Below are 20,209 nucleotides of genomic sequence, written 5' to 3' on the forward strand. Positions count from 1 at the left end.
AAGTGCCTCTAAACCCTTGTGACATAAGGATTTTTTGATTATTCAGCAAGCCCTAATTTAATAACAAGCTACATGAGAGAGGTCTCTTTGGTTGAAGACATCATCGTCAACGCTGTCTCGGACGCCGACAAAGCATTTCAAATGCTGGACAGCGATATCGAGAAAAAGATGAGCGACTATTCAGACCGGCTGTTAAAAAAATACCGGGAAAACCCGAATGTAGAATCATGGGACTACCAAGCACTGAAAAATGAATTGGATGGGATGGACATCTATATCATAGATGACACGCAAACGATCCTATACAGCAGTTTTACCAAGGATGTAGGATTGAATTTCAGAGAAAAAGACGGCACCTTGGGTCCATTCGCACAGCTCTTAAGAGAAAGGCTGAAAGGAAACCAATTCGTAGCGGACGGCCTGGATCAGGAAACCAATACGGGCAAATTAAAAAAATACAGCTACGTTCCCACGCATGACCATAAATATTTGATCGAACTTGGCTTGTACCAAGAAAATAATCCGATTTTCAAGAGCTTTAACTTCCTTGAAATCAGCAGTAAACTGAAAGAAAAATACAGCTATATCAATGACATCACTGTGTATACAACCTCGGGAAAAGCCATCGGCAAATCAAGCGAAGATGGAAAGTCGCTCCTGGTCGCCGACGAAAACAGGCCAATCTTCAACAAAGCGGTCCATGATAAAATAGTGCAAAAAGTAAAAAGAACGATACATGGCGATCCTGTCACTTATCGCTATGTCCCATATATCGTTCAATTTGAAACCGATGTGGCTAAGCATACGGATCAACGCATTATTGAAATTGTTTACAACGAAAAAGATTTAAAAAACAAACTAAAGCAAAATAATCAAATCTTCTTGCTTCAGCTATTTGCTACCATCGCCTGTGCCTTAATGATTTCCTACATTATTACAAGGCTGGTTGCAAGACCAATGTACCTGGCATACCATGATTTGCTAACGGGCCTTTCAAATCGCGCAGTTTTCGAAAATTCGCTTATGTCAAGCGTTGAAAAAAACAAGAAAAAAGGAAGAAAAACAGGGTTATTGCACATAGACCTTGATAATTTCAAAAAGATCAACGATACGCTTGGACACGAAGCGGGCGATTATTTTCTCAAAGAAGTGGGCAGGAGAATCCGCTCCGTTGTTAATGATCCGAACGATATCACGGCACGTCTTGGAGGAGACGAATTCGTGATCATCCTTAACCATGTAATGGATGAAAATGCAGCCTCGAACGTTGCGCTTCAGATTATTCAAGAGTTAAAGCGCCCCATCGAAATTAAAGGGGCGGATGTCGTAAAAGAGTATAACATTACCGCATCTATCGGCATTGCTCTTGCTCCTGATCATGCTCAAGACTCGGACGAATTATATAACTGTGCAGATCAGGCGCTCTATCATGCAAAACGTACTGGCAAAAATACATTCAGCGTGTATAACAAAGCTTGAAAGCCTTATTTTTCATCCACATTGTGATAAACGCGCTGGACATCCTCCAGATCTTCAAGTGCATCGATCAGTTTCTCGAACTGCGCTAATTCGTCTGGTGCAAGATTCACGTAATTTTGCGCAAGCATGGTCAGTTCCGCCACGGTAAATTCCGTAATGCCCGCCTGCTTAAGCGCGGTTTGGACGGCATGAAACTGGTCCGGCTCGGCATAGATGATAATGGAATCATCTTCTTCTGTGATATCTCGAACGTCCACATCGGCATCCATTAATAACTCCAATACTTCGTCGGATGTTTTCCCTTCAACGCCGATAACCGCCGTCGGGCTAAACATATAAGATACAGAACCACTAACTCCCATGTTGCCGCCGTTCTTATTAAAAGCCGAGCGTACGTCCGCTGCAGTGCGGTTGACGTTATTCGTAAGCGTATCAACGATAATCATGGCGCCGCTCGGTCCGAATCCCTCATAACGGAGCTCCGAATAATTGTCCTCCGAGCTTCCTTTGGCCTTTTCGATGGCCCGGTCGATTATGGCTTTCGGCACATTGTATGTTTTGGCCCGCTCAAGCACGAATTTTAACGCTTGATTGGATTCCGGGTCGGGTTCCCCTTTTTTCGCCGCTACATAAATCTCTATTCCGAATTTGGCATAGACCCGACTCGTGTTGGCATCCTTCGACGCTTTTTTCTCTTTAATATTATTCCACTTACGCCCCATGTTTTACCTGCTTTCTTTTTTGTACTTTATTCCAGCTTGCAGCAAAACAAGCCATACGGATTCTCTCTTCAATTATATTATATTAAATAAAACGATATCTGGACAAGCTCTCACATCGTGGAAACCCCATACCAATGAATGATTCCACCCGATGGCAGTCGGATATAAACCGTCCCCCGCACTTCTTGATATTGGAGGCCTTTAGGTAAAAAGTTAAAAATAGTTTACAAAATGTCAAAAATAAATTACCATATACACCAAAGGAGGCGATAAATCGAATATGCAGAAAAACGGCAGACTATATAATAAACTAAACGTGCTACGAGCTGAAAAAAAGTGGACGCAGCAAGATTTAGCCAAAAAAGTCGGAGTTTCGAGACAAACCATCGCTTCTATTGAAGCCAATCGCTATAATCCATCCCTGATTTTAGCCTTTGAGATTTCATTTGTTTTTGATAAAGAGCTGCAGGAAGTTTTTCAATACGAATTAGTCGAGGAGAAATCATGATGTTTACTCTTATCGGTATCATTTTATCTTTTATCGGACTTGCCGCGGTCATCTTTTCAGCGTATTTCATTAAAAAAGAAGGGGGAGACGAAAGAGGGGATAAAATATTGGGTATGGCAGGAATAGCCGTTTATTTTTCATTTTTGTTAGGCTATTTGGTTATTTTTATGATCAATACGATCGTGCCGCTAAATGGAGAACAATATACGTTTGCCTTCACTTGTTTATTTGCATTCGTTGTCGTGTCTTATGCTATGACGATAATAAGTTTGAAAAGACGGTATTAGCATATGGGAATTTGCGGCCAAGCCATTAAACCGGCCCGGCAAAAATCAGCGGGGGTGGGAGGAGGCCGCCTGTTAAAGCGGGGACCGTCGTTGTCAAACTATAAACCGGTACCCGGATCCCCAGACCGTACCTATATATTGAGGCTTGGACGGGTTCTCCTCGATTTTCTCCCTGATCCGGGCGATGTGTACCGTAACCGTGGACGCATCGCCAAGCGCATCCATCCCCCAAATCCGTTCAAACAGCTCTTCCTTGCCAAATACCCGGTTGGCATTTTGCAGAAGAAACAGAAGCAGGTCGAATTCCTTATGAGCCAACGTTACTTCTTTCCCGTTCACAAAAACCCTTCTGGCCTCCTTCTGGATCTCCAGCCCCCTGACCCGGATCTTGCCGCCTTCGTCAACATGGCCGAACCGTTCTTTCATCCGTTCAAACTTGTTTAGATGAGCGTTAACCCGGGCCACCAGCTCGCCGGAGCTGAAGGGCTTTGTAATATAATCGTCCGCGCCAAGGCCAAAACCGTTAATTTTATAAATTTCCTCCGCCCTGGCCGATACCAGCAGCACGGGAATATCCTCCTTCTCGCGGATCGTTTTCAAAACCTCGAATCCATCCATCCCCGGCAGCATAATATCCAGAATGATGAGGTCAAACGTTTCCTCCTCCAGAGCTTTCAAACCGTCCGTTCCGCTATTGACGATCTTCACGGAAAAGCCGCTCAGCACCAGATAATCCTTTTGCAGATTGGCTATGCTTTGATCGTCCTCAACAATCAATATCTTTTTTTTCATCGTAACCTCCAAAAATGCTAATACTTTTTCAGAGATATCATCATGCGGGTTCCTTCTCCTACAGTGCTTCTGACCCAGATCTTTCCTTCATGGCCTTCCACAATTTGTTTGGCAATAGCCAGCCCAAGGCCGCTGCCGTCCACACTCTTTCTAGACGGATCCGCACGGTAAAATCGTTCAAAAATATGGGGAAGGTCAACCTCGGGTATTCCTTTTCCATTGTCTCTAATTTCTATGATAGCGGATGTCCGGGTTTCCCTTAAAATAATATCCACCTGTCCGTTAACCTTTTCCATATACTTCCTAGAATTATCGAGAATGTTTTGAATGACCCGTTTCAACCTTTCCCTATCGATTAACACATAGACGGGCTCCTTCAATTCACTGATCAGCGCCAGTTTGATATTCGCCTTTTCATATTCGTAGCGATGGTCAAACACGCAATCCTCGAAGTACTGCTCCAGATTCGTTTTTTCAAAATGATAAGGGATTTGGTTCAAATCCAGCTTGGAGTACAAAAGAAGATCGTCAATCATGGCGTTCACCAGCATCGCCTTTGATCGTGCCGTTTCCAGGTATTCCTCCATTTTGTCCGGTGTGTTGGCTACCCCGTCGATAATGCCTTCGATATATCCTTTAATGGAAGTCACAGGGGTCTTTAAGTCGTGAGAGATGCTGGATATCAAAAATTTCCTGTTTTCATCGTATTTCTGCTGCAGATAAACAGACTCCTTCAGCTTAATCCTCATGAACTCCAGCGTCCTGCACAGTTCCCTGACCTCTCCTTCGCCTTCCTCCGCAATCCCGAAGCTTAAATCGCCTTCACTAATTTTAACGGCGGCATCTCTCAGCCTGGCGATCGGTGTAATGATGCCGCGGGAGAACCGGTAGGAAACCCAAAAGTTCATGATCAAAAAAGAAAGAATAAAAAAGCTGACCGTAAAGATGCCGAGAAACAGGTAAAAGCCCGTTTTCAGCTTGATCGGCGCAAGCAGCAGCAAAACGCCCTTATCTCCCGATTGAAGGCTGTAGTCCGCTCTGGCAAACATATAGGTTTTGCCCTCCAGCTCCAAAGTATCAAGATTGGGCATATTATCGGATAACATCAAGCTTTTTTCAATGTCGATGGCATTAAACTTTTTTGTGGTATATACAACCTCTCTGTTTTTCAAAATAACGGCATTCGCCCCCAAAGCCTTAACCCGATCGGACAGCTCTTGCTGATAGGATTTATCAAGCAGTTGTTCGAACTCTAGGGTCTGCGCCGCCCTCTTGATCTCGCCGATCCCTGATCGGACTTCAAAGATCCTTTTGAAATCGTCGATATCCGCTTCCGGACCAAGCACTTTCGTATAAGCTGCAACGAATATGATGACAGCCAGAACGGTTAATGCAATGGAAACCAGCACGGTCAGCGCATTCATCATAAAAAAGCGTTTGGTTAATTGCATTTGGAGATACCTTTCTATATATCCTTGCGGTCAAACAAATAATAACCCGCTGTAAATAACATTATACCACAGCCCGACATGATCAGGATCTGGCGGAAAATTTTAAAACCGTTGACCGTTTCCGAAATCCAAAGCGTATACCAGTCAAACATGGAGGTAATAAAGAAACTCGAAAAATTGGAAAAAACGATGCCTAAAAAGTTAAACCCGATAAAAATAATGATCGAGAGAAAAAAAACCGCCAGTCCGCCCCGAAGGATATTGGACAGCAATACCACGAGAAGACCAAATACAAAAACAGGAAAAAACGTTGTGACATAAGACAAAACGACCCTTACGATTCCCGTCAGGCTGGCGGACGAAGGATTAAATATAAACCCGGCAAGCAAAGAAAGAATCATCACAAACAGCAGGTTTACAGCAATGAACACGGCTAAATTCAAAACCTTCGCGCTGAATACGCCGAATCTGGAAACAGGCCTGGTGAGCGTGATTTTCATTGTATTTGACGAAAATTCGCCGTTAAACATATCGATGGCCACAAAGGTTGCAAAAAGAGGCAGTATCGTATAAGAAAACATCGATAGAACCACCAAAGGAAATTCGGTGCTGCCTACAACTCTTAATCCAAGACCATGCTTAATTGCCGTAACGGCAACTTGTCCGATCACCACGGCAAGAATGGATAAAATGGCGGCCGCAATCATTTTTTTCTTTTTCAACAGCTTGACGGTTTCATTGATAAATGCAGCCTTAAACCCTGCCATTCCGGTCCACCTCGCTAACAAAATAATTTTCAAGTGACGAATAATTGGAAAGGATATTATGGGTATATTCCACATTGACCAGCTTTCCGCCGTAAACCACTCCGATCCGGGTGCAGGTCAGCTCGACATCATGGATCAGGTGGCTGGAAATAAAGAACGTGGTTCCTTCTTCCTCGGCAAGCCGCTTGATCATCCTCCGCATATCCAGCATACCCTCGACATCAAGTCCGTTTAAGGGCTCGTCCAATATTAACAACTTTGGCCTCGAAAGAATCGCTGCCGCTACCCCAAGCCTTTGTTTCATCCCAAGCGAGAACTTTCTCGATTTTTCATTTTTATATTTTAACATGCCGGTGATTTCAAGACATTCGTCGATTCTTTGCTGGTCCACCTGCGGATAAAACCTGGCAAACAGCTTCAGGTTTTCGTTTGCCGTTAAATAAGGATACGACTCCGCCGTCTCGATAATACACCCCACATGCTTCATCGCATTGACATAGTCCTCTACAATGCTGGCGCCGAAAATCTTCACGTCGCCGCGGTCCGGCTTCATGAGTCCCGCCATCATTTTCATAGCGGTCGTCTTCCCCGCGCCGTTTGGTCCCAAAAAACCGAAGATATCGCCTTGATCGACTTCCAAATTCAAATCGCTGATTCCCCGGCCGTTTTTATATACTTTGGTAAGGTCTGTGATTTCAATCGCTTTTGTCAAAGATAACATCCCCCAATACAAATGACATAGCTGTCCCTGAAGTGAAGTTCAAGTTCACTTCAGGGACAGCCTTTCGATTACTCTTCAAATACGCGGTCAAATTCCCCGTCGAAATACGGGTAACTTGCGTTGGATCTATACGAGTTTTCGTCCAGGATTTCTATGTTCAGGTCGAGATAAATTTTACCGGAGCTGCTCGGATGAAGCTGCCCGTTTTCCTGCTCGCCTTTGGAATTGGTATAAGTAAAGAAAGACATCGCCTTTAATTGGTCCGGATTATATTCAAAATTAAAGTTATATTTGTCAGGATAGTCGGACTCGAATCCGGGCTTCACAGTTTCGTAGTATTTGCCCGTCACTTTATTATTTTCCACGCTCGTGATTTCAAGGATTCTCTCGCCGATTTTCACGAATTTACCGTCTTTCTCGAGGACGATGTTATTTTTATATTTCCCCACATACTTGCTGCTAAATCCGCTGGAATGGCTCACTTTCTCGACGTTTGCGCCTGTCAGATCAGGCTTTGTAATTTTCGTATTTCCAATGTCGGATAGCTTGAGAACCACGCTCAGCGATAAATTATGCTGGACTCCGTTTTTGTCTTTCCCGGAAAGAAACACATCGCCCGTTACATTTTCCAATAATCCCGCTTTGTTTTCAACGGCCGTGCCCGAAATCTTTTTAACAAAAACATCGCTATCAATAACCGGCAGCTTCAAATTTTTATCCGCGCGGCTTTGGGAGCTGATAAACTGCTTTATACCGAAGGAAGAGACGGCATTGACTACGGCAGGCACCTGCGCCTCAGACAAGCTTCCCGAGTATACTCGTCCGCCCTCTGGTCTTTCTTCAGCCTGCACATAGTCCTTCAAATTGCCGACGATGGCGTCAACGATCTTTTCGACCTCCGGCGCCCCCTTCTCGTTAAACGGATTGGTAAACCTGTTCCCTATTTTCCTGTTGAGATCGTCGGGGTATTCCGTCACATAATATTTGTCTTCCGTTCCGCTTTTCCAAATCGAAAGCTTCTGGTCGGAATACGAATATTCCGTTGATGTTTCGCCATTTGATTTTTGAATCTTGCCCGAGCTTTCAAAAACTTGCTTTTCATTATCGATTTTATTGAAGTGGGAAGCCTGAAGCAAGGTTTGATCGTTATCCTTCAGCGTGTACAGCGCCTCGATGGTGTAGTTGTTCAATCCCTTCTCCATCTGCGCCGCGGTATTTTTTATTGAACCTTTAAACCGGTCATAGCCTGAGCCAAGCGCCATATCGGCAAAGGCTGTGGAGATAAAGACACACGCTCCGATCGTAAATGAGAGGACAGTCATCGCATTTTTACTAAGTTTCATTTCGGATCTCCTTTATTTATCTTTTATTTCATCTTGGGGAAACGTTTCCTTACCTTTCATTATAATCAGGGCTTATTGAATCCTTCTAAAGAAACTATTAACAATTTATAAACTCATGCCGGTGCAAAATATAACAAACCGTAGGCGCTCGAGCGCACCCTGAACAAGCTTCTGGAACGATTAGACGATACATGTCGATTTCAATGGATAAGACGTAGTCTCCGAACTTGTAGCCAAACAAAAAAAGCCACTGGAAGTGGCTGTAAATCACGAAAAATTGAACTTCAAGAAAGTACAGACTTTCCCCTTTATCCATCCTGTTCCCTTACAATTAACCCGAGCCATCCAAGGATAGACGGTATCTCCGTTTACTCTTGCCGCTGAGTTTCATCAGGAATTCATAAACGACAGGCACGATCAAAAGCAGCACGATAGCATTCGTGACTACGATACCGATCAGCATAAGCGCCCCCATCATGGCCGATACACTGAGCGTCTCCCCCGTGACGAAAAGTCCGACAAGACCACCGATAACCGTAAACGGGAGCGAGAACATAATCGCAAACGGCGCGAGCCCCCCGCCGAATGTAATGACAAGAATGAGGTAAACAATCGCAACGGCGGCTGCCATCGCGAGACCCAGTTGGGTAAAGGTTTCGTTGATCTGTTCCGTAACGCCGCCGTATTTGACTTCAACGTCCGCCGGTTTCTCCAAGTCTTCGATTTTTGCCTCAAGATCGGAGGATGCCTTCGCTACATCTTTTGTGGTGATGTCGGCATTAATGTCGACGACCATCCTGCCTTCGTTGCGCGTGATGGTGTTCGGCGACTGAAATAAGCGATACGTACACCGGGTTATTATTTGTTAGCTGGGTGACATAAAGAAGAACAGCATAGTTTCGAATCCAAATTCCGACTGTAACAATACCCGTGAAAGAATAATGGTTCGAACATAAGGATTGGAAAACAGCTTTAATACCCCATTTCCTTCAACATTCTTGATAACGTGCGCAGCCTTTCACCGATCAGCTCATCATCATCACTCAGGGCTTGACTGAACAGTTTGATATCTTCATTGATTTTTTCATTGTCCGTACAAACAGCCACAGTCATAGCATCCCCCTGCAGACCAACCCTGTCGATGACAGGATTATGCGGATCATATAGATGCTCGTATCTGTAGGCTTCGCGAAAATGCGCCAAGGAGCGGCAAATCAGAATAGACAGATCAAGAACGCGATGGAGAGGCAGCTCCTCGGATTGCCGCGACCATTTTTCCCCTGTATATCTCCATACTTTCGCAGAAATATCGACCTTTCCCCTATCGTTCCACTGAGCTAATCCCAAGGAAAGACCTTTCGCATCTGTATTTCCGGCAAGTCGACCGTCAACCTGCTCATAGTTTTCAGAAACGACAACAGGCTTATGTTTTAACGTAGTAGGAATTTTCATTTTGTTTCCTTCTTTCTGTTACTAAATTAGTAATTAACTAAATTACTAATTCATTGTATTTCATTTTTTATCTTTAGTCAATTCGGTATTCGGCTGTTACCAGTTATTTGGGCCAAAGGGGAAAAAAGCCCATGTATCAGGACATGAGCTTTCTCAGCAATAAATAGGAATCTTGGGATAAGGCATCGAACACAGCGGAATCAACCTGAGAAATGGACGCGCAACCGTAGTTTAACTCGATAAGCGCTTGGTAAGCGGAGAAAGGTGACTCGTTTTATCGATGGCGCTTTCTCCAGCTTTGTGGTGAGAATCCGCGCTTTGTAATCAACTTCATTAACGCTTGCTTCTCAATTCGCGACAATATATAAGTGCAACATTAAAAGGAAGGGCAACCCCTTCCTTCACCGTTTCTGTTTATAAAACTCATGATACAGCTTCATCAATGCCCGCTTCTCGATCCGCGATACATAAGAACGCGATATGCCCAACTCCTTGGCAATTTCGCGCTGCGTACGTTCCTCTCCTCCCGCCTCGAGTCCGAAGCGGCCGACAACCACTTCCCGCTCCCGTTCATCCAATATATCGAGGTTTCGGTAAATTTTCGATTTTTCAATCTTCAACTGTACTTTATCCACGACATCATCGGTTTCTGTGCCAAGAATGTCAATCAATGTAATTTCATTCCCTTCCTTATCCGTACCGATCGGGTCATGAAGCGATACGTCTTTGCGGGTCTTTTTCAGCGAACGCAGATGCATCAGGATTTCATTCTCAATACACCTCGCTGCAAACGTAGCCAGCTTGGTCCCTTTGTCAGGACTGAAAGATTCGATCGCTTTAATCAATCCTATCGTCCCGATCGAGATTAAATCCTCCAGATCTTCTCCCGTGTTATCAAATTTTTTGAGGTTGTGAACATGAAACGATGTCGACTTCATGCTGAAGAAGCTGCTGGCGTTTCAACTCGTCAAGTGCCCCGACTGCTGTAATCTTTACTTCATTCCCGTCGTACCGGATAATGATTTCATCAACCAACATCTCTACAATATGGCGCTTTTCCTCAAGGGTAAGCTCACCACCGGCGCTTTCTACGAAGGTTCGGACGGCCTTGGATACCTCTGCAATCCGATTGGCCGATAATTCCTTCTCCACTTGTTCGGATAGCTGCTTTTCATACCCGGCAAGCTCTTGCTCCAGCGACTTCAGACCGGCATTAATCTTTTGCATTTCGGTGAGCATCTCCTGCTCATCAATAACCTCTCGCTTGAACATAATTTTGATTTTTTCCTTCTCCTTTTCCTTTTGCTCCAGCTGACGTTTGATGTGATCCGCGGCGGATTGAAGTTCCAGGTTGATTTCATTCGATTTGCTTTGCAGCCGCTCCATATAATCATCGGGATTAGACAATGTCTCCAAGATGAGCTGCCAGACGTAGTGATCCAGCATATCGGCGTGTAACGTTTGAGTTGGGCACTTCTCAACTCCTTCGCCGTATTTCTTCGGGAACAGGTTCGGACACCTGTAGCAGGTGTAACGGTTCTTTTCTCCCGTTTCTTTATTCATCCGGCCTGTATAAGTGGTTGCCTGCCACATTCTCCCGCAATGTCCACAGCGGATCATGGATTTTAACAAATACTCATATTTTACATTTCCTGACCGTTTCATGTTTTTCTCTTTCTGCACCTGAGCTAATTCGAACAGATGCGGGTCGATGATACTTGGCACGGTAACCTCAATCCAGTCCTTCTCCTCGCGAAACGCATACGTTTTTTTCGGTGTGCCGTTTTTGGTTTTTTCCCCGCGAATCTTCCGAGTTTCTCTTCGATTGTAATAGAACTTGCCGATGTACACCTCGGAAGTAAGAACCCTTCGAATGGAACTGGCACTCCAGTTTCTGCTCTCCCCCCGTTTAGGTACCGCCCCCAGAGAATAAAGGCGTTCCCCAATTTCCCGAAGGGTATAGTTCTCGTGAACATACCACTGATACATTTTTCGAACAAATTCGGCTTCCTGCTCATTTATAATCAAGGTGTTTTCATGAAGGTCATATCCATAGGGAGCCACACGCATGGGCATGATCTTCTTATCTTTTTCCACCGCTTTGAGCCTTCCACGTACCGTCCGCTTCTTGATTAAAGACAACTCATATTGAGCTATGGAACTCATCAGGTTGAAAAAAAGCTGTCCTTCCGGCGTGTTTCGGTATTCCGTGTCCACGAAGATCAACTCGATATTGCTCCGCTCCAGCTCTCGGCAAAGGATTAATTTATCCGTCAAGTCCCTTGTCAACCGGTCGGGATGGGTAACAATCAAACGACGGATCAACCCCTGCGCCGCATCTTGTCTGAATTCATTCATGGCGGGCCGATCAATATCTTCACCCGTGAATCCTTCCTCGCGATAAACTTTGATCATGGATTCGGGGATCCCCAAATCTTTCGCTTTCCGCATACAAATCTCAATTTGTGCATCAAGGCTTGTGCCCTCTGATGCTTGCATTCCTGTAGAAACCCGTGGATATATGGCCGTATACATCGAGTATCACCATTCTCCTTTCTTACCACAATTACATTCCAGTATGGACAAACGAAGAAACAAAAAAACCGGCTTATTCAGTCGGTTTTAAGATTAAACGCTTTAGAATGTAATCTATAACGGCATTTTTGGCTTCGGTAGCGGAAAAGGTGCTTGAGGCTGGGAGAGCAGCACTGCTATCTAAAGTATGAGGCATATATACAATTTTGATGTCCTGACTTCGTTTCATACTTCTTCACCTCAATACACCTTATTCCATATGCTGATTGTCCTATCACAACCTCATCACGTTTTGGATATACTTGAATTCTGTTTGCATTATCTGGGCAATATCTGATTCATGATTCGCACCAACGAATGTCCAGTACTGGTGCCCAAGTACAACGGATTGATTGATAAATCCTGACCATTTGAAGGAAGTGGTTTTTAGAGTAGTCATTAGATGATCCAAACTTAATAAGTCACCATGATAAAGATCTACGACGATCACATCCGCTCGTGATTCTAATCGGATAAAACGTTCTTGATCCGTATTTGGCTGAAGAACATATCCATTTACATCTCTGCTACGATCCTTAGCCAGTCTCAATAACGGAACTATGTCTTCCATACAAGTTAAAACTGTCCCGCTAAAATCAAAATTTTTAAAGTCCCATCGTTCCATTACAAGCCCATCCTTATATACCCAATCAAAAGGCACGCGGTGGATAATGCCAAATTTGGCCAGCAATTCATTGCTGAATCTTCTGGATTTCGAAGGATTAGTTAGGTCGGAAATCGTAGAAGAAGATTCCGAAAATTCTCCTAGCAAGAGTGTTCTTAACTCCGCTGTCCTTAAACCAAAAGCCTGTATCATTGCTTTTCTACGATTAGGCAAAGAAAGTTTCCGTAGCAGAATACCGAAAGTTACTGGATCGGTAGAAGCCAATTCTTTAACCTCATACCAGTCCCGATCGTGCTTACTGACATAAGTTATTTCATCTATTTCATCATTGATGAACTTCAAAGCTAGTTGAAGAAGATCTCCCTTCTTCTTCGACAACTTACGCTTTACACTCCATCATTATAGTCCTGATCAAGAACACCCATCATCAACTCTCCACAAATGGAACAAATTCTTGTTTCATTCGACCGAAATCCTCACATAACCCGAAAATCCAATTAGTTTTTGCTCCATTTGTGGAGCAACCGGGACAGAACAGAAAGCAAATGTTACCCTTTACAACAATGATGTGGACCAACGGGCCCCACCTCCTTCTTAGCAAAAACTGTGGTCTAGACGGTCGAAGAAACAGAATCCGAGGAGAGATGTAGATGGATAAAGAACAGAATATTAGAAATATGGATATTTTTAGTTCAGATCATTGGAAGCAACATGAGAAAACTATCTCCGCGAATGCTTCTTATGAGAATTCTACTTCGCGAGAATGTTTACAGAGGGGCCTAGCTGGCAATCATGATATCAAGGACTTAAGTTGGAAGAAGGTGCTTTCGTTCTTGGATACCATGTATGCATTCAGTTGGCCTGAAGAGGATACGTCAATAATTTCTCTAGGCTCGCATGGCTTGAATGATTGGCTTTTTAAAACTCAAATCCAAGGTCGAATTTTTACACCTGTAGTACTCGATTACCTGGAAAAGAAAAAGTCGCTCAAATCAACCAGCTATTTTTCTTTGATTCAATACGCACTAGAGCTCATTGATTTTTATAAAACCCGCTATGGGCTTGATGCTCGATTCATTCAAGACGAGGAACTAGCCAATGAAGATGACCTTATTAATTTCACGGAGCAATCTTACCCGGACTTTATTCAACGAGACATGATTCTTGCGATATCTAGAAAATTATTCTCGTGTGATTTCGATCTAAAGAAACCTTCTCAGAGTCAGTCTCCAGAAGAAGCTACTCAAGTTATCCATCACCCTGCGATAAACGCACACATCATCGATTTAACTCGATCAGGGGTGAAAGTTAAATCTGTTGACAAATACAAGTTCAGTTACACCATGTTTATGAATTGGCTTCATACCAATTACATCCAATTCCAGAGTAACTCGATCAACGACCTTCCTTTATCGATGGTTACGGAAGAGCTACTCATCGAATTCAAGCAGTACTTATTACGCTTGGCATCGAAAGGTGTCTATAGCAAACACACGGTTAGTGACCGTTTCTACGATATCCGATACTTATTGTCTAACCTTTACAAGTTAGGCTGGCTCCCTAAAGATATCACGTTGGATGTCCCTGGAATCCCGTTTGACAAGTACCTTTATCGCGATCTACCGAACGATGCTGAGCTTCAAACCTTTTTTCAAACAATCCTACGATATTCCCAACAACCAATACTTGAGCTCGCAGCATTTGGGTTGATGCTCTTACTTGGGTTACGGATACATGAGGTGGCAAGCATCCGTTATGAGGACATCAATATAGAGAATAAAACCATCTCTGTCTTCGGCAAAAACGAGAAATCGGCCTTGCTCCCATTACCTGCACCATTACAAAAGTATTTTCAATCTCTGATGGCAAGCCGTTCTCGCAATGGATATGTGTTCGGAGACAATATCCAAGCAATTATTCGTGAATTACGGGCACGCTACAAGCTCTATTCCTTTGTTGCTGGTTGGAACTATCCGGGCGGTCCCCATTTACTTCGGCATGTTTTTATCAGCAGGTTGTCGGAATGTGAAGATTGCCCGCCGCAATTGTTAATGTACCTCGCACGACATGACCGGCCAGAAAACACAGCACGATATGTTCATCGGAGTCCCCATCAATTAATAAATGCCGTAAACAAAATCAACTACTGATAGGAGTTGTCCACATGCCTAAAGTAATCAACGACACGAAGTATACCGAACTTAAAGAACAATTGAACCAGTTGTTAAGTCATTATGGCCCTGAAAAAATGCGGCAAGTTATGGAAACATTGCCTGTCCAGACACAGCCATCACAGAATTTCACCCCAGTAGTGCGGGACGTTTCATTTCCGGAAGCCGTTGACGCTTTCTTTCAAAGCAGCAAATTTTCAGGACTAAGCCGGACCACGCAAACAACGTATCGCTCCGAGATGAAGCTTTTCCAGCAACATGTGAAGGAGCACCTTGGCGACGATCTCCAGTTCGAAAAGGTGACAAACGGCGAATTCTTGTCCGATTACATCCTTCTCAACTCGGATCAAAATACGAAAGCCAAGAAGTCTTCCTTTCTTCGAACCTTTATAAAGACCACTTACAAAAAATTCTATGGGCATCAAGATCTCGGAGATTTGAAAACGATTCTACGAGTTCGATGGCAAGACGATGAAGCTCCAAAGGCCTTTACCAGAGTACAAATTGCGGAAATTTTGCGGATCGCACAATCTCGTAATCATGATAGTCTCTATACGGCTATTATCTGGACTTTCCTTGGGAGTGGAATTCGTATCAACGAGCTTTGTCATCTTAAGATAGGAGACATTGAGCCGGCGACTCAGACAATTAGAGTGGTCCCCAAAGGTGCTGAGAATACCAAGAAAGCCCGAAAAATCAATCAACTCGCACTGAAGATGGTCACAGATTTTATCGATAAGAAGTATAGCCAAGCTCGTGAGGTGCTGCCAGATACCGATTATCAGCAGCTCTACATCTTCTCGAGCACCGGAGGGAATAAACCTATCACTCCCAGAGCCATCCAGCAATTTATGAAAAGTATCATCAGAGAGGCTCGATCCATAAAAGATGAAGACAAAGACCGATTAGGCCCCCACTCTTTTCGGCATTCTTTTGCAATTCATGGCCTTGAAGCAGGAATCGACATCTACACCCTGTCCAAGCTTCTCGGTCATGAGTCAATCGATAGTACGATGAAGTACTTGCGGATGTTCGACGATCAGTTAAAGCATGCAATTAACAAGCATCCATTCGCCCGCGAAGTGATGAAACAAATCAAAGAAAGGCTGGAGGACAAATGAAACGTTTATTGATGGATTCCCCATACTATACTAGTTGGAAGAAACACAGCCACCTCAAAGATTCTGCAAAATACGTGTACAGCCGCCAGTTCATGAAGTTTGAGCAATACCTGAGCCTAGACTATGAGGGTGAACTGGATTTCGACAAATTTTACTACGACACTGAATCCGAAACTTATCGTCCCATCGACTCTGAGTGCATTGACGGATATATCCAGTTCCTCAAGCAGAAATTTCAGGCAAGCAAAAATACACTCTTTAATAACATTGTTTATTTGAAACACTTCTTCACGTTACTCCATGGTCTTGGCATGATTAAACAAAACCCCATGAAAAACTATCCAAATCCGTATTATGAAAGACGAATTATTGATCGTTCTCTCCCCGTCGACGAATGTCGGCGTTTATTTCAAGCAGCCCTTAAAGCCGATCCATTTGTCAGAAAAGTACTATACCCTCTTTTTTTTAATGACTACGACCGCTCTTCGTAACAGAGAGATCATTCGGTTAACATATGACCAAATCGATTTTGACCGGAAGGTTATTCTGGTGAACAAAGGGCAGAAAACCACTTCCGATGTCGTTTACATGCCTGACTCCCTGGTTTATGAGTTGGAACGATACCTGCATCATGCTTCTATTGAAGAGTGGCGGAAAACCGGGCATTCCGAGGTTTTCTTCGAGAACAACCGTCCGCTGACATCAGAATCATTAAACAAACTCATCAAAACACTTTGCAGGGAAGCAGGGATTCAAAAAAAAGTCACTGCCCATAGTTTCAGGCATACAGCAGCATACTTGATGCAGCGCAGTGGAATTGACATCATTGCCATCAAGCGCCAACTTAGACATAAGCAATTATCGACAACTTTGCGATATGTCCCCCCGGTTGATGCTGCAAACCTACTCAATGATGCATGCTCCAATCTTATCCAATAACAAAAAGAACCCGATGAAAGCAAGGAAAATATGCCTTCATTCGGGTTCATTATTATGAACAATTATCGTTAACACGGCTACTCACGTGTTGTCATTAAACACCATTAAGGGAATTGGATACCGAAAGCACCTGGCTCGAGGAATGGTATCGATCAACTGTCCCGCGAGGACATGATTTGGACCAGAGGATGGCCACTCATTAGGCTTCCATTGGGAACAGAAGCGAAGAAGGATTGATATAATTATAAACCTAGAAAAGATCAATTTCAATATTCCTATAGACCCGTTGTTGTTCCGTGATAGATAATTCCGAATGTGATGTGCGGTCGCATACTTCACCTTCTGTACTTGCCCGAGAATGGAGTAATGAATCATATCCGGCTTCGTCATCCACACTTGCGCTCGTTCCATTATTCGCTGCCGCGGCCTATTCTCGGTATCGCCATCTAGTCGACCAATATGAATCGAGCGATTCCCCAAATACAATTGCGTCTCAAACCACTCATCCAAGGAATATTGATCCTTCGTTCGATCCATGCCAAAACGCCTGATTTGATCCAATTGATCATTAGCTAATGCTTTGGTTGGAAATATGTATAATGCTCGTTCTTCAGGATGTTTATATAAACGGCTAAGAATCGGCAGATTATATGACAAAGTCTTACCGGATGAAGTAGAAGTGACTAGGACAATATTCGATCCGCAATTAACTGCATCTGAAGTTTGTGCTTGATGAGAATATAACTGCTTAATACCCATTCGAAGTAAAGCATCTTTGATTGGTTCAGGCGTAGATGCAGAAATATCAGCAAAAGTAGCTTCTTTCGCAGGAAGTGAATGAATATAGATTTCGGCAGATTCTTCCTCGGCCAACTTCTTCAGCTTATCCAGTACATCTCCCGATGAAAATTCATGGCTAACTACTCCGGGAATTCGGCTATCTTCACAATCTCCACTAGAACGATGGCAAAGCATGACGGACAGTAAATCTCCTCAGCGAATCCCAGAAAGTTTTCATTCACAGGAGTCCAATCTGAGCATTTGATCCCGGTTGGCGAATATTCAAGCAGTCGTTGCTCTCCGGCTTGGCTGATCTTATGAGAAATTTGAATAGCCTTCAGCATATTCGTACATTCAGAACATTTCAGAAATGCCATACCCAATCCCTCCACCACTAATGTACGCTGATAATATTAGAACATAACAATTAGACAGCTGGTTTCATAGAATATACGTTCCCATGGAATATAATCCCTTAACTGCTAATTCGACAATATAGGCAGTTAGTCCTGTGAAAATACGAAAAAACCCAAACAAAGCAACTTAGAATCACTTTGTTTGGGTAGTGTAGTGGAAATTTATTTTTTTAGAGCAAGAGTCATTATCAGGATGTAGACATTGATTAATCTTAGCTTCTTTTCTAAGAGTATTATAATTGAACATTTTGCAGAACTCTGAGCCCTTGAGACACAAGAATTTCTAGGGATAAAAAAGGGACTTCACCCCAATTTGGAGAAGTTTTTCGGTGACCAAACCAAAAACGCCCAAAAGGAGGAAGTCATCTTGTATATTCTCCAAGAAAGTCTGTTTTCCTTCGAGGAACTGCAAAAACTTGAATTCAAAGAACGAATGCCTATCTTTTTCAGCGCTCTTGACCTACGTTCTTACGCCAAAGAACTAAGAAGTCGTTCCCCCCGAGGCGCTGACGGTTACTGCAGACAAGGAATTCTTCGGGCTTTGCTTGCAGCTCCGCTGGAGAATATCAGTACGTTCACTGGCCTGCATCGCCGGCTGGATATGGATCTTCGTTTTCGCTATCAATGCGGACTTCGGCTTGATCGGGAGGCTCCTTCCGTGGCAACGCTGAGCCACGTTTTTGCCAAGCTTACGAGCAAGATCTGGCCAAGCGGCTTTTTGAAGATCTTATCACACGCTGCAAGCAAGAAGGTATCATCGACGGAAGTCATGTGGCCATCGATAGCGCCGCGATCCATGCCTATGAGAAGAAACAGCCGAAACGTAAATGCGAACTCACGGGCAATGCGAACTGGGGTGCTAAGTTCGACTCCTTCGGCAATAAGATGAAGTGGTTTGGCTACAAGCTTCATCTCGCCATGGACACCAAAAGCGAACTGCCGATGGCCCTCACCGTGACACCGGCTCATGTCCATGACGGCGATATGGCGCCGGATCTGATGGAACAAGTCGCGGCAAAAACCAAAGTCAGCTTCTTTGTCCTCGATGCTGGGTATGACCAACTAAAAAAACTACGAGGCAGCCCGGAATTTGAAAGCACAGGCGATCATCCCGATGAATCTTCGCAATGAGAAAGAGCCGCCTGCCGGCATGACATCGAACGGAACACCTTGCTGCTCCATGGGTTTTCCGATGACCTATTGGGGAGCGGATGGTGATGTTCTGAAATTCCGCTGTCCACATGCTACAGGCAAGGTAGACTGCCCGCTCGGAATGGCCGCTTGTTCGTCTTCCAATTATGGGATGGTCGTTAAGGTGGATACAACCAGTGATCTGCGCCGCTACTCCACACCGCATCGGGATAACAAGCGTTGGAAAAGAACTGTACAACGAAAGAACTAGCGTGGAACGATGCAATTCCCGCTTGAAAACCTATCTAACTGCCGATGCGATGCACATGTGGGGAATTCGGAAAGTCACAACGCACCAGTACCTTAACGCCATTGTATTGCTGGCTTCTGCACTAGCCATGGTTAAGCATTCAAGCAATGCCGCAGCTTAAATTTTTCGGCATAGACTAAAATTCTGCAGGTCTGCCCATTTTTCCAAAAGCGAGTCTGTAAAATAAAATGTGTAAACTCTCAAACCTGATAAAATGAAAGTAATAGAAAGGTTGGGGAGCACACATGGGATTATGGAGTAAAGAGCAGCTTAGGGCCTTCATTAAGGAGAACAAGCTGGTGACCGCACAGGACGCGCAGAATGCTTTGAAAGACTTATTTGCCGAGACGCTGCAAGAGATGCTGGAGGCCGAGATGGAAACGCATCTGGGCTATGAGAAGCATGACGTGAAGAACAAACAGACGACCAACAGCCGCAACGGAAAGAGCAAGAAGAAGATCACCAGCGAATACGTCGATCAGGAGATTGCCGTGCCCAGGGATCGTCTGGGCGAGTTCGAGCCGCTCGTGGTAAAGAAGCACCAATCCAACGTCACCGGCATCGAAGATCAGATTATCGCCTTATACGCCAAAGGCGTGAGCACGCGGGAAATCCAAGAT

General features: G+C 44.1%; 19 protein-coding genes and 3 pseudogenes. 9 read left to right on the plus strand and 13 right to left on the minus strand.

What is annotated here, in order from left to right; genetic code table 11:
- The first annotated feature begins 87 nt into the window (after positions 1–87).
- A complete protein-coding gene (locus NR121_RS24025) occupies positions 88–1,479 on the plus strand; it encodes a GGDEF domain-containing protein (RefSeq protein WP_256832047.1) in 1,392 nt (463 codons plus the stop codon).
- A 5-nt stretch (positions 1,480–1,484) separates the two neighbouring features.
- On the opposite strand, the gene NR121_RS24030 is transcribed toward NR121_RS24025, so the two are convergent.
- On the minus strand, positions 1,485–2,201 hold the full coding sequence (locus NR121_RS24030; protein ID WP_062409164.1) for a YebC/PmpR family DNA-binding transcriptional regulator: 717 nt from the start codon (positions 2,199–2,201) through the stop codon (positions 1,485–1,487).
- A gap of 280 nt (positions 2,202–2,481) precedes the next feature.
- Here NR121_RS24030 and NR121_RS24035 point away from each other — a divergent pair, with 280 nt between their 5' ends.
- Positions 2,482–2,709: a helix-turn-helix transcriptional regulator gene (locus tag NR121_RS24035; RefSeq protein ID WP_062409165.1), complete on the plus strand. Its 228-nt coding sequence runs from the start codon at positions 2,482–2,484 to the stop codon at positions 2,707–2,709.
- Positions 2,706–2,996 carry a DUF2178 domain-containing protein gene (locus NR121_RS24040; protein ID WP_249929584.1) on the plus strand — a complete coding sequence of 97 codons (291 nt, stop codon included), beginning with the start codon at positions 2,706–2,708 and terminating at the stop codon, positions 2,994–2,996. The genes NR121_RS24035 and NR121_RS24040 overlap by 4 nt, the downstream gene beginning before the upstream one ends.
- 93 nt (positions 2,997–3,089) lie before the next feature.
- On the opposite strand, the gene NR121_RS24045 is transcribed toward NR121_RS24040, so the two are convergent.
- The 11 genes and pseudogenes from NR121_RS24045 to NR121_RS24095 form a co-directional block, all read right to left on the minus strand.
- The gene (locus tag NR121_RS24045; protein ID WP_054819368.1) at positions 3,090–3,788 is read right to left on the minus strand and encodes a response regulator transcription factor; all 699 of its coding nucleotides are present in this window, start codon (positions 3,786–3,788) and stop codon (positions 3,090–3,092) included.
- Positions 3,789–3,805: 17 nt separating this feature from the next.
- On the minus strand, positions 3,806–5,239 hold the full coding sequence (locus tag NR121_RS24050; protein WP_174350210.1) for a sensor histidine kinase: 1,434 nt from the start codon (positions 5,237–5,239) through the stop codon (positions 3,806–3,808).
- Positions 5,240–5,253: 14 nt separating this feature from the next.
- Positions 5,254–6,006, minus strand: coding sequence for an ABC transporter permease (locus tag NR121_RS24055; RefSeq protein ID WP_062409168.1), 753 nt, complete (start codon positions 6,004–6,006; stop codon positions 5,254–5,256).
- Positions 5,993–6,718: an ABC transporter ATP-binding protein gene (locus NR121_RS24060; protein ID WP_062409169.1), complete on the minus strand. Its 726-nt coding sequence runs from the start codon at positions 6,716–6,718 to the stop codon at positions 5,993–5,995. Before NR121_RS24060 ends, NR121_RS24055 begins: the two co-directional genes overlap by 14 nt.
- A 77-nt stretch (positions 6,719–6,795) precedes the next feature.
- Positions 6,796–8,070 (minus strand): hypothetical protein, encoded by a 1,275-nt coding sequence (locus NR121_RS24065; protein ID WP_256832048.1) that lies wholly within the window; start codon positions 8,068–8,070, stop codon positions 6,796–6,798.
- A 421-nt stretch (positions 8,071–8,491) separates the two neighbouring features.
- Positions 8,492–8,899: pseudogene (locus NR121_RS24070) on the minus strand (efflux RND transporter permease subunit); the annotation flags it as partial.
- Positions 8,892–9,040: pseudogene (locus NR121_RS24075) on the minus strand (MFS transporter); the annotation flags it as partial. The pseudogenes NR121_RS24070 and NR121_RS24075, both read right to left, overlap by 8 nt.
- Before the next feature lie 2 nt (positions 9,041–9,042).
- Positions 9,043–9,522 carry a DUF6530 family protein gene (locus NR121_RS24080; RefSeq protein WP_054819366.1) on the minus strand — a complete coding sequence of 160 codons (480 nt, stop codon included), beginning with the start codon at positions 9,520–9,522 and terminating at the stop codon, positions 9,043–9,045.
- Positions 9,523–9,923: 401 nt separating this feature from the next.
- Positions 9,924–10,460, minus strand: coding sequence for an RNA polymerase sporulation sigma factor SigK (gene sigK, locus NR121_RS24085; RefSeq protein WP_375162540.1), 537 nt, complete (start codon positions 10,458–10,460; stop codon positions 9,924–9,926).
- Positions 10,417–12,057 carry a recombinase family protein gene (locus tag NR121_RS24090; protein ID WP_375162541.1) on the minus strand — a complete coding sequence of 547 codons (1,641 nt, stop codon included), beginning with the start codon at positions 12,055–12,057 and terminating at the stop codon, positions 10,417–10,419. Before NR121_RS24090 ends, sigK begins: the two co-directional genes overlap by 44 nt.
- A 274-nt stretch (positions 12,058–12,331) precedes the next feature.
- Complete coding sequence (locus NR121_RS24095; protein ID WP_256832049.1) at positions 12,332–13,099, minus strand: hypothetical protein; 768 nt, start codon at positions 13,097–13,099, stop codon at positions 12,332–12,334.
- Positions 13,100–13,371: 272 nt separating this feature from the next.
- On the opposite strand from NR121_RS24095, the gene NR121_RS24100 reads away from it, so the two are divergent.
- From NR121_RS24100 to NR121_RS24115, 4 genes are read left to right on the plus strand one after another with little or no spacing between them, the layout of a single operon-like run.
- On the plus strand, positions 13,372–14,871 hold the full coding sequence (locus NR121_RS24100; RefSeq protein ID WP_054819758.1) for a tyrosine-type recombinase/integrase: 1,500 nt from the start codon (positions 13,372–13,374) through the stop codon (positions 14,869–14,871).
- A gap of 14 nt (positions 14,872–14,885) precedes the next feature.
- Positions 14,886–16,013, plus strand: a complete 1,128-nt coding sequence (locus NR121_RS24105; protein WP_256832051.1) for a tyrosine-type recombinase/integrase — start codon at positions 14,886–14,888, stop codon at positions 16,011–16,013.
- Positions 16,010–16,504, plus strand: a complete 495-nt coding sequence (locus tag NR121_RS24110) for a hypothetical protein (RefSeq protein WP_256832052.1) — start codon at positions 16,010–16,012, stop codon at positions 16,502–16,504. The genes NR121_RS24105 and NR121_RS24110 overlap by 4 nt, the downstream gene beginning before the upstream one ends.
- A complete protein-coding gene (locus NR121_RS24115) occupies positions 16,482–16,952 on the plus strand; it encodes a tyrosine-type recombinase/integrase (protein ID WP_256832056.1) in 471 nt (156 codons plus the stop codon). The genes NR121_RS24110 and NR121_RS24115 overlap by 23 nt, the downstream gene beginning before the upstream one ends.
- 81 nt (positions 16,953–17,033) lie before the next feature.
- Here the strand turns inward: NR121_RS24115 and NR121_RS24120 are convergent, their stop codons facing one another.
- Positions 17,034–17,927, minus strand: a complete 894-nt coding sequence (locus NR121_RS24120) for a DEAD/DEAH box helicase (protein ID WP_256832053.1) — start codon at positions 17,925–17,927, stop codon at positions 17,034–17,036.
- Between the two features lie 588 nt (positions 17,928–18,515).
- Between NR121_RS24120 and NR121_RS24125 the strand changes: the two are divergent.
- Together NR121_RS24125 and NR121_RS24130 are read left to right on the plus strand one after the other, a co-directional pair.
- Positions 18,516–19,710, plus strand: a pseudogene (locus NR121_RS24125) (transposase).
- Positions 19,711–19,834: 124 nt separating this feature from the next.
- Positions 19,835–20,209, plus strand: a 375-nt coding sequence (locus NR121_RS24130) for a transposase (protein ID WP_256832054.1), incomplete at its 3' end; no start/stop codon positions are given.

The organism is Paenibacillus sp. Pae15 (assembly GCF_024519685.1).
GTDB lineage: Bacteria > Bacillota > Bacilli > Paenibacillales > NBRC-103111 > Paenibacillus_G > Paenibacillus_G naphthalenovorans.

Bases quoted from the DNA above. Each gene is read 5' to 3' on its own strand.
- NR121_RS24030 (WP_062409164.1), bottom strand. From the start codon at position 2,201: ATGGGGCGTAAGTGGAATAATATTAAAGAGAAAAAAGCGTCGAAGGAT.
- NR121_RS24035 (WP_062409165.1), top strand. From the start codon at position 2,482: ATGCAGAAAAACGGCAGACTATATAATAAACTAAACGTGCTACGAGCT.
- NR121_RS24040 (WP_249929584.1), top strand. From the start codon at position 2,706: ATGATGTTTACTCTTATCGGTATCATTTTATCTTTTATCGGACTTGCC.
- NR121_RS24045 (WP_054819368.1), bottom strand. From the start codon at position 3,788: ATGAAAAAAAAGATATTGATTGTTGAGGACGATCAAAGCATAGCCAAT.
- NR121_RS24050 (WP_174350210.1), bottom strand. From the start codon at position 5,239: ATGCAATTAACCAAACGCTTTTTTATGATGAATGCGCTGACCGTGCTG.
- NR121_RS24055 (WP_062409168.1), bottom strand. From the start codon at position 6,006: ATGGCAGGGTTTAAGGCTGCATTTATCAATGAAACCGTCAAGCTGTTG.
- NR121_RS24065 (WP_256832048.1), bottom strand. From the start codon at position 8,070: ATGAAACTTAGTAAAAATGCGATGACTGTCCTCTCATTTACGATCGGA.
- NR121_RS24080 (WP_054819366.1), bottom strand. From the start codon at position 9,522: ATGAAAATTCCTACTACGTTAAAACATAAGCCTGTTGTCGTTTCTGAA.
- sigK (WP_375162540.1), bottom strand. From the start codon at position 10,460: ATGAAGTCGACATCGTTTCATGTTCACAACCTCAAAAAATTTGATAAC.
- NR121_RS24090 (WP_375162541.1), bottom strand. From the start codon at position 12,057: ATGTATACGGCCATATATCCACGGGTTTCTACAGGAATGCAAGCATCA.
- NR121_RS24100 (WP_054819758.1), top strand. From the start codon at position 13,372: ATGGATAAAGAACAGAATATTAGAAATATGGATATTTTTAGTTCAGAT.
- NR121_RS24105 (WP_256832051.1), top strand. From the start codon at position 14,886: ATGCCTAAAGTAATCAACGACACGAAGTATACCGAACTTAAAGAACAA.
- NR121_RS24110 (WP_256832052.1), top strand. From the start codon at position 16,010: ATGAAACGTTTATTGATGGATTCCCCATACTATACTAGTTGGAAGAAA.
- NR121_RS24115 (WP_256832056.1), top strand. From the start codon at position 16,482: ATGACTACGACCGCTCTTCGTAACAGAGAGATCATTCGGTTAACATAT.
- NR121_RS24120 (WP_256832053.1), bottom strand. From the start codon at position 17,927: ATGCTTTGCCATCGTTCTAGTGGAGATTGTGAAGATAGCCGAATTCCC.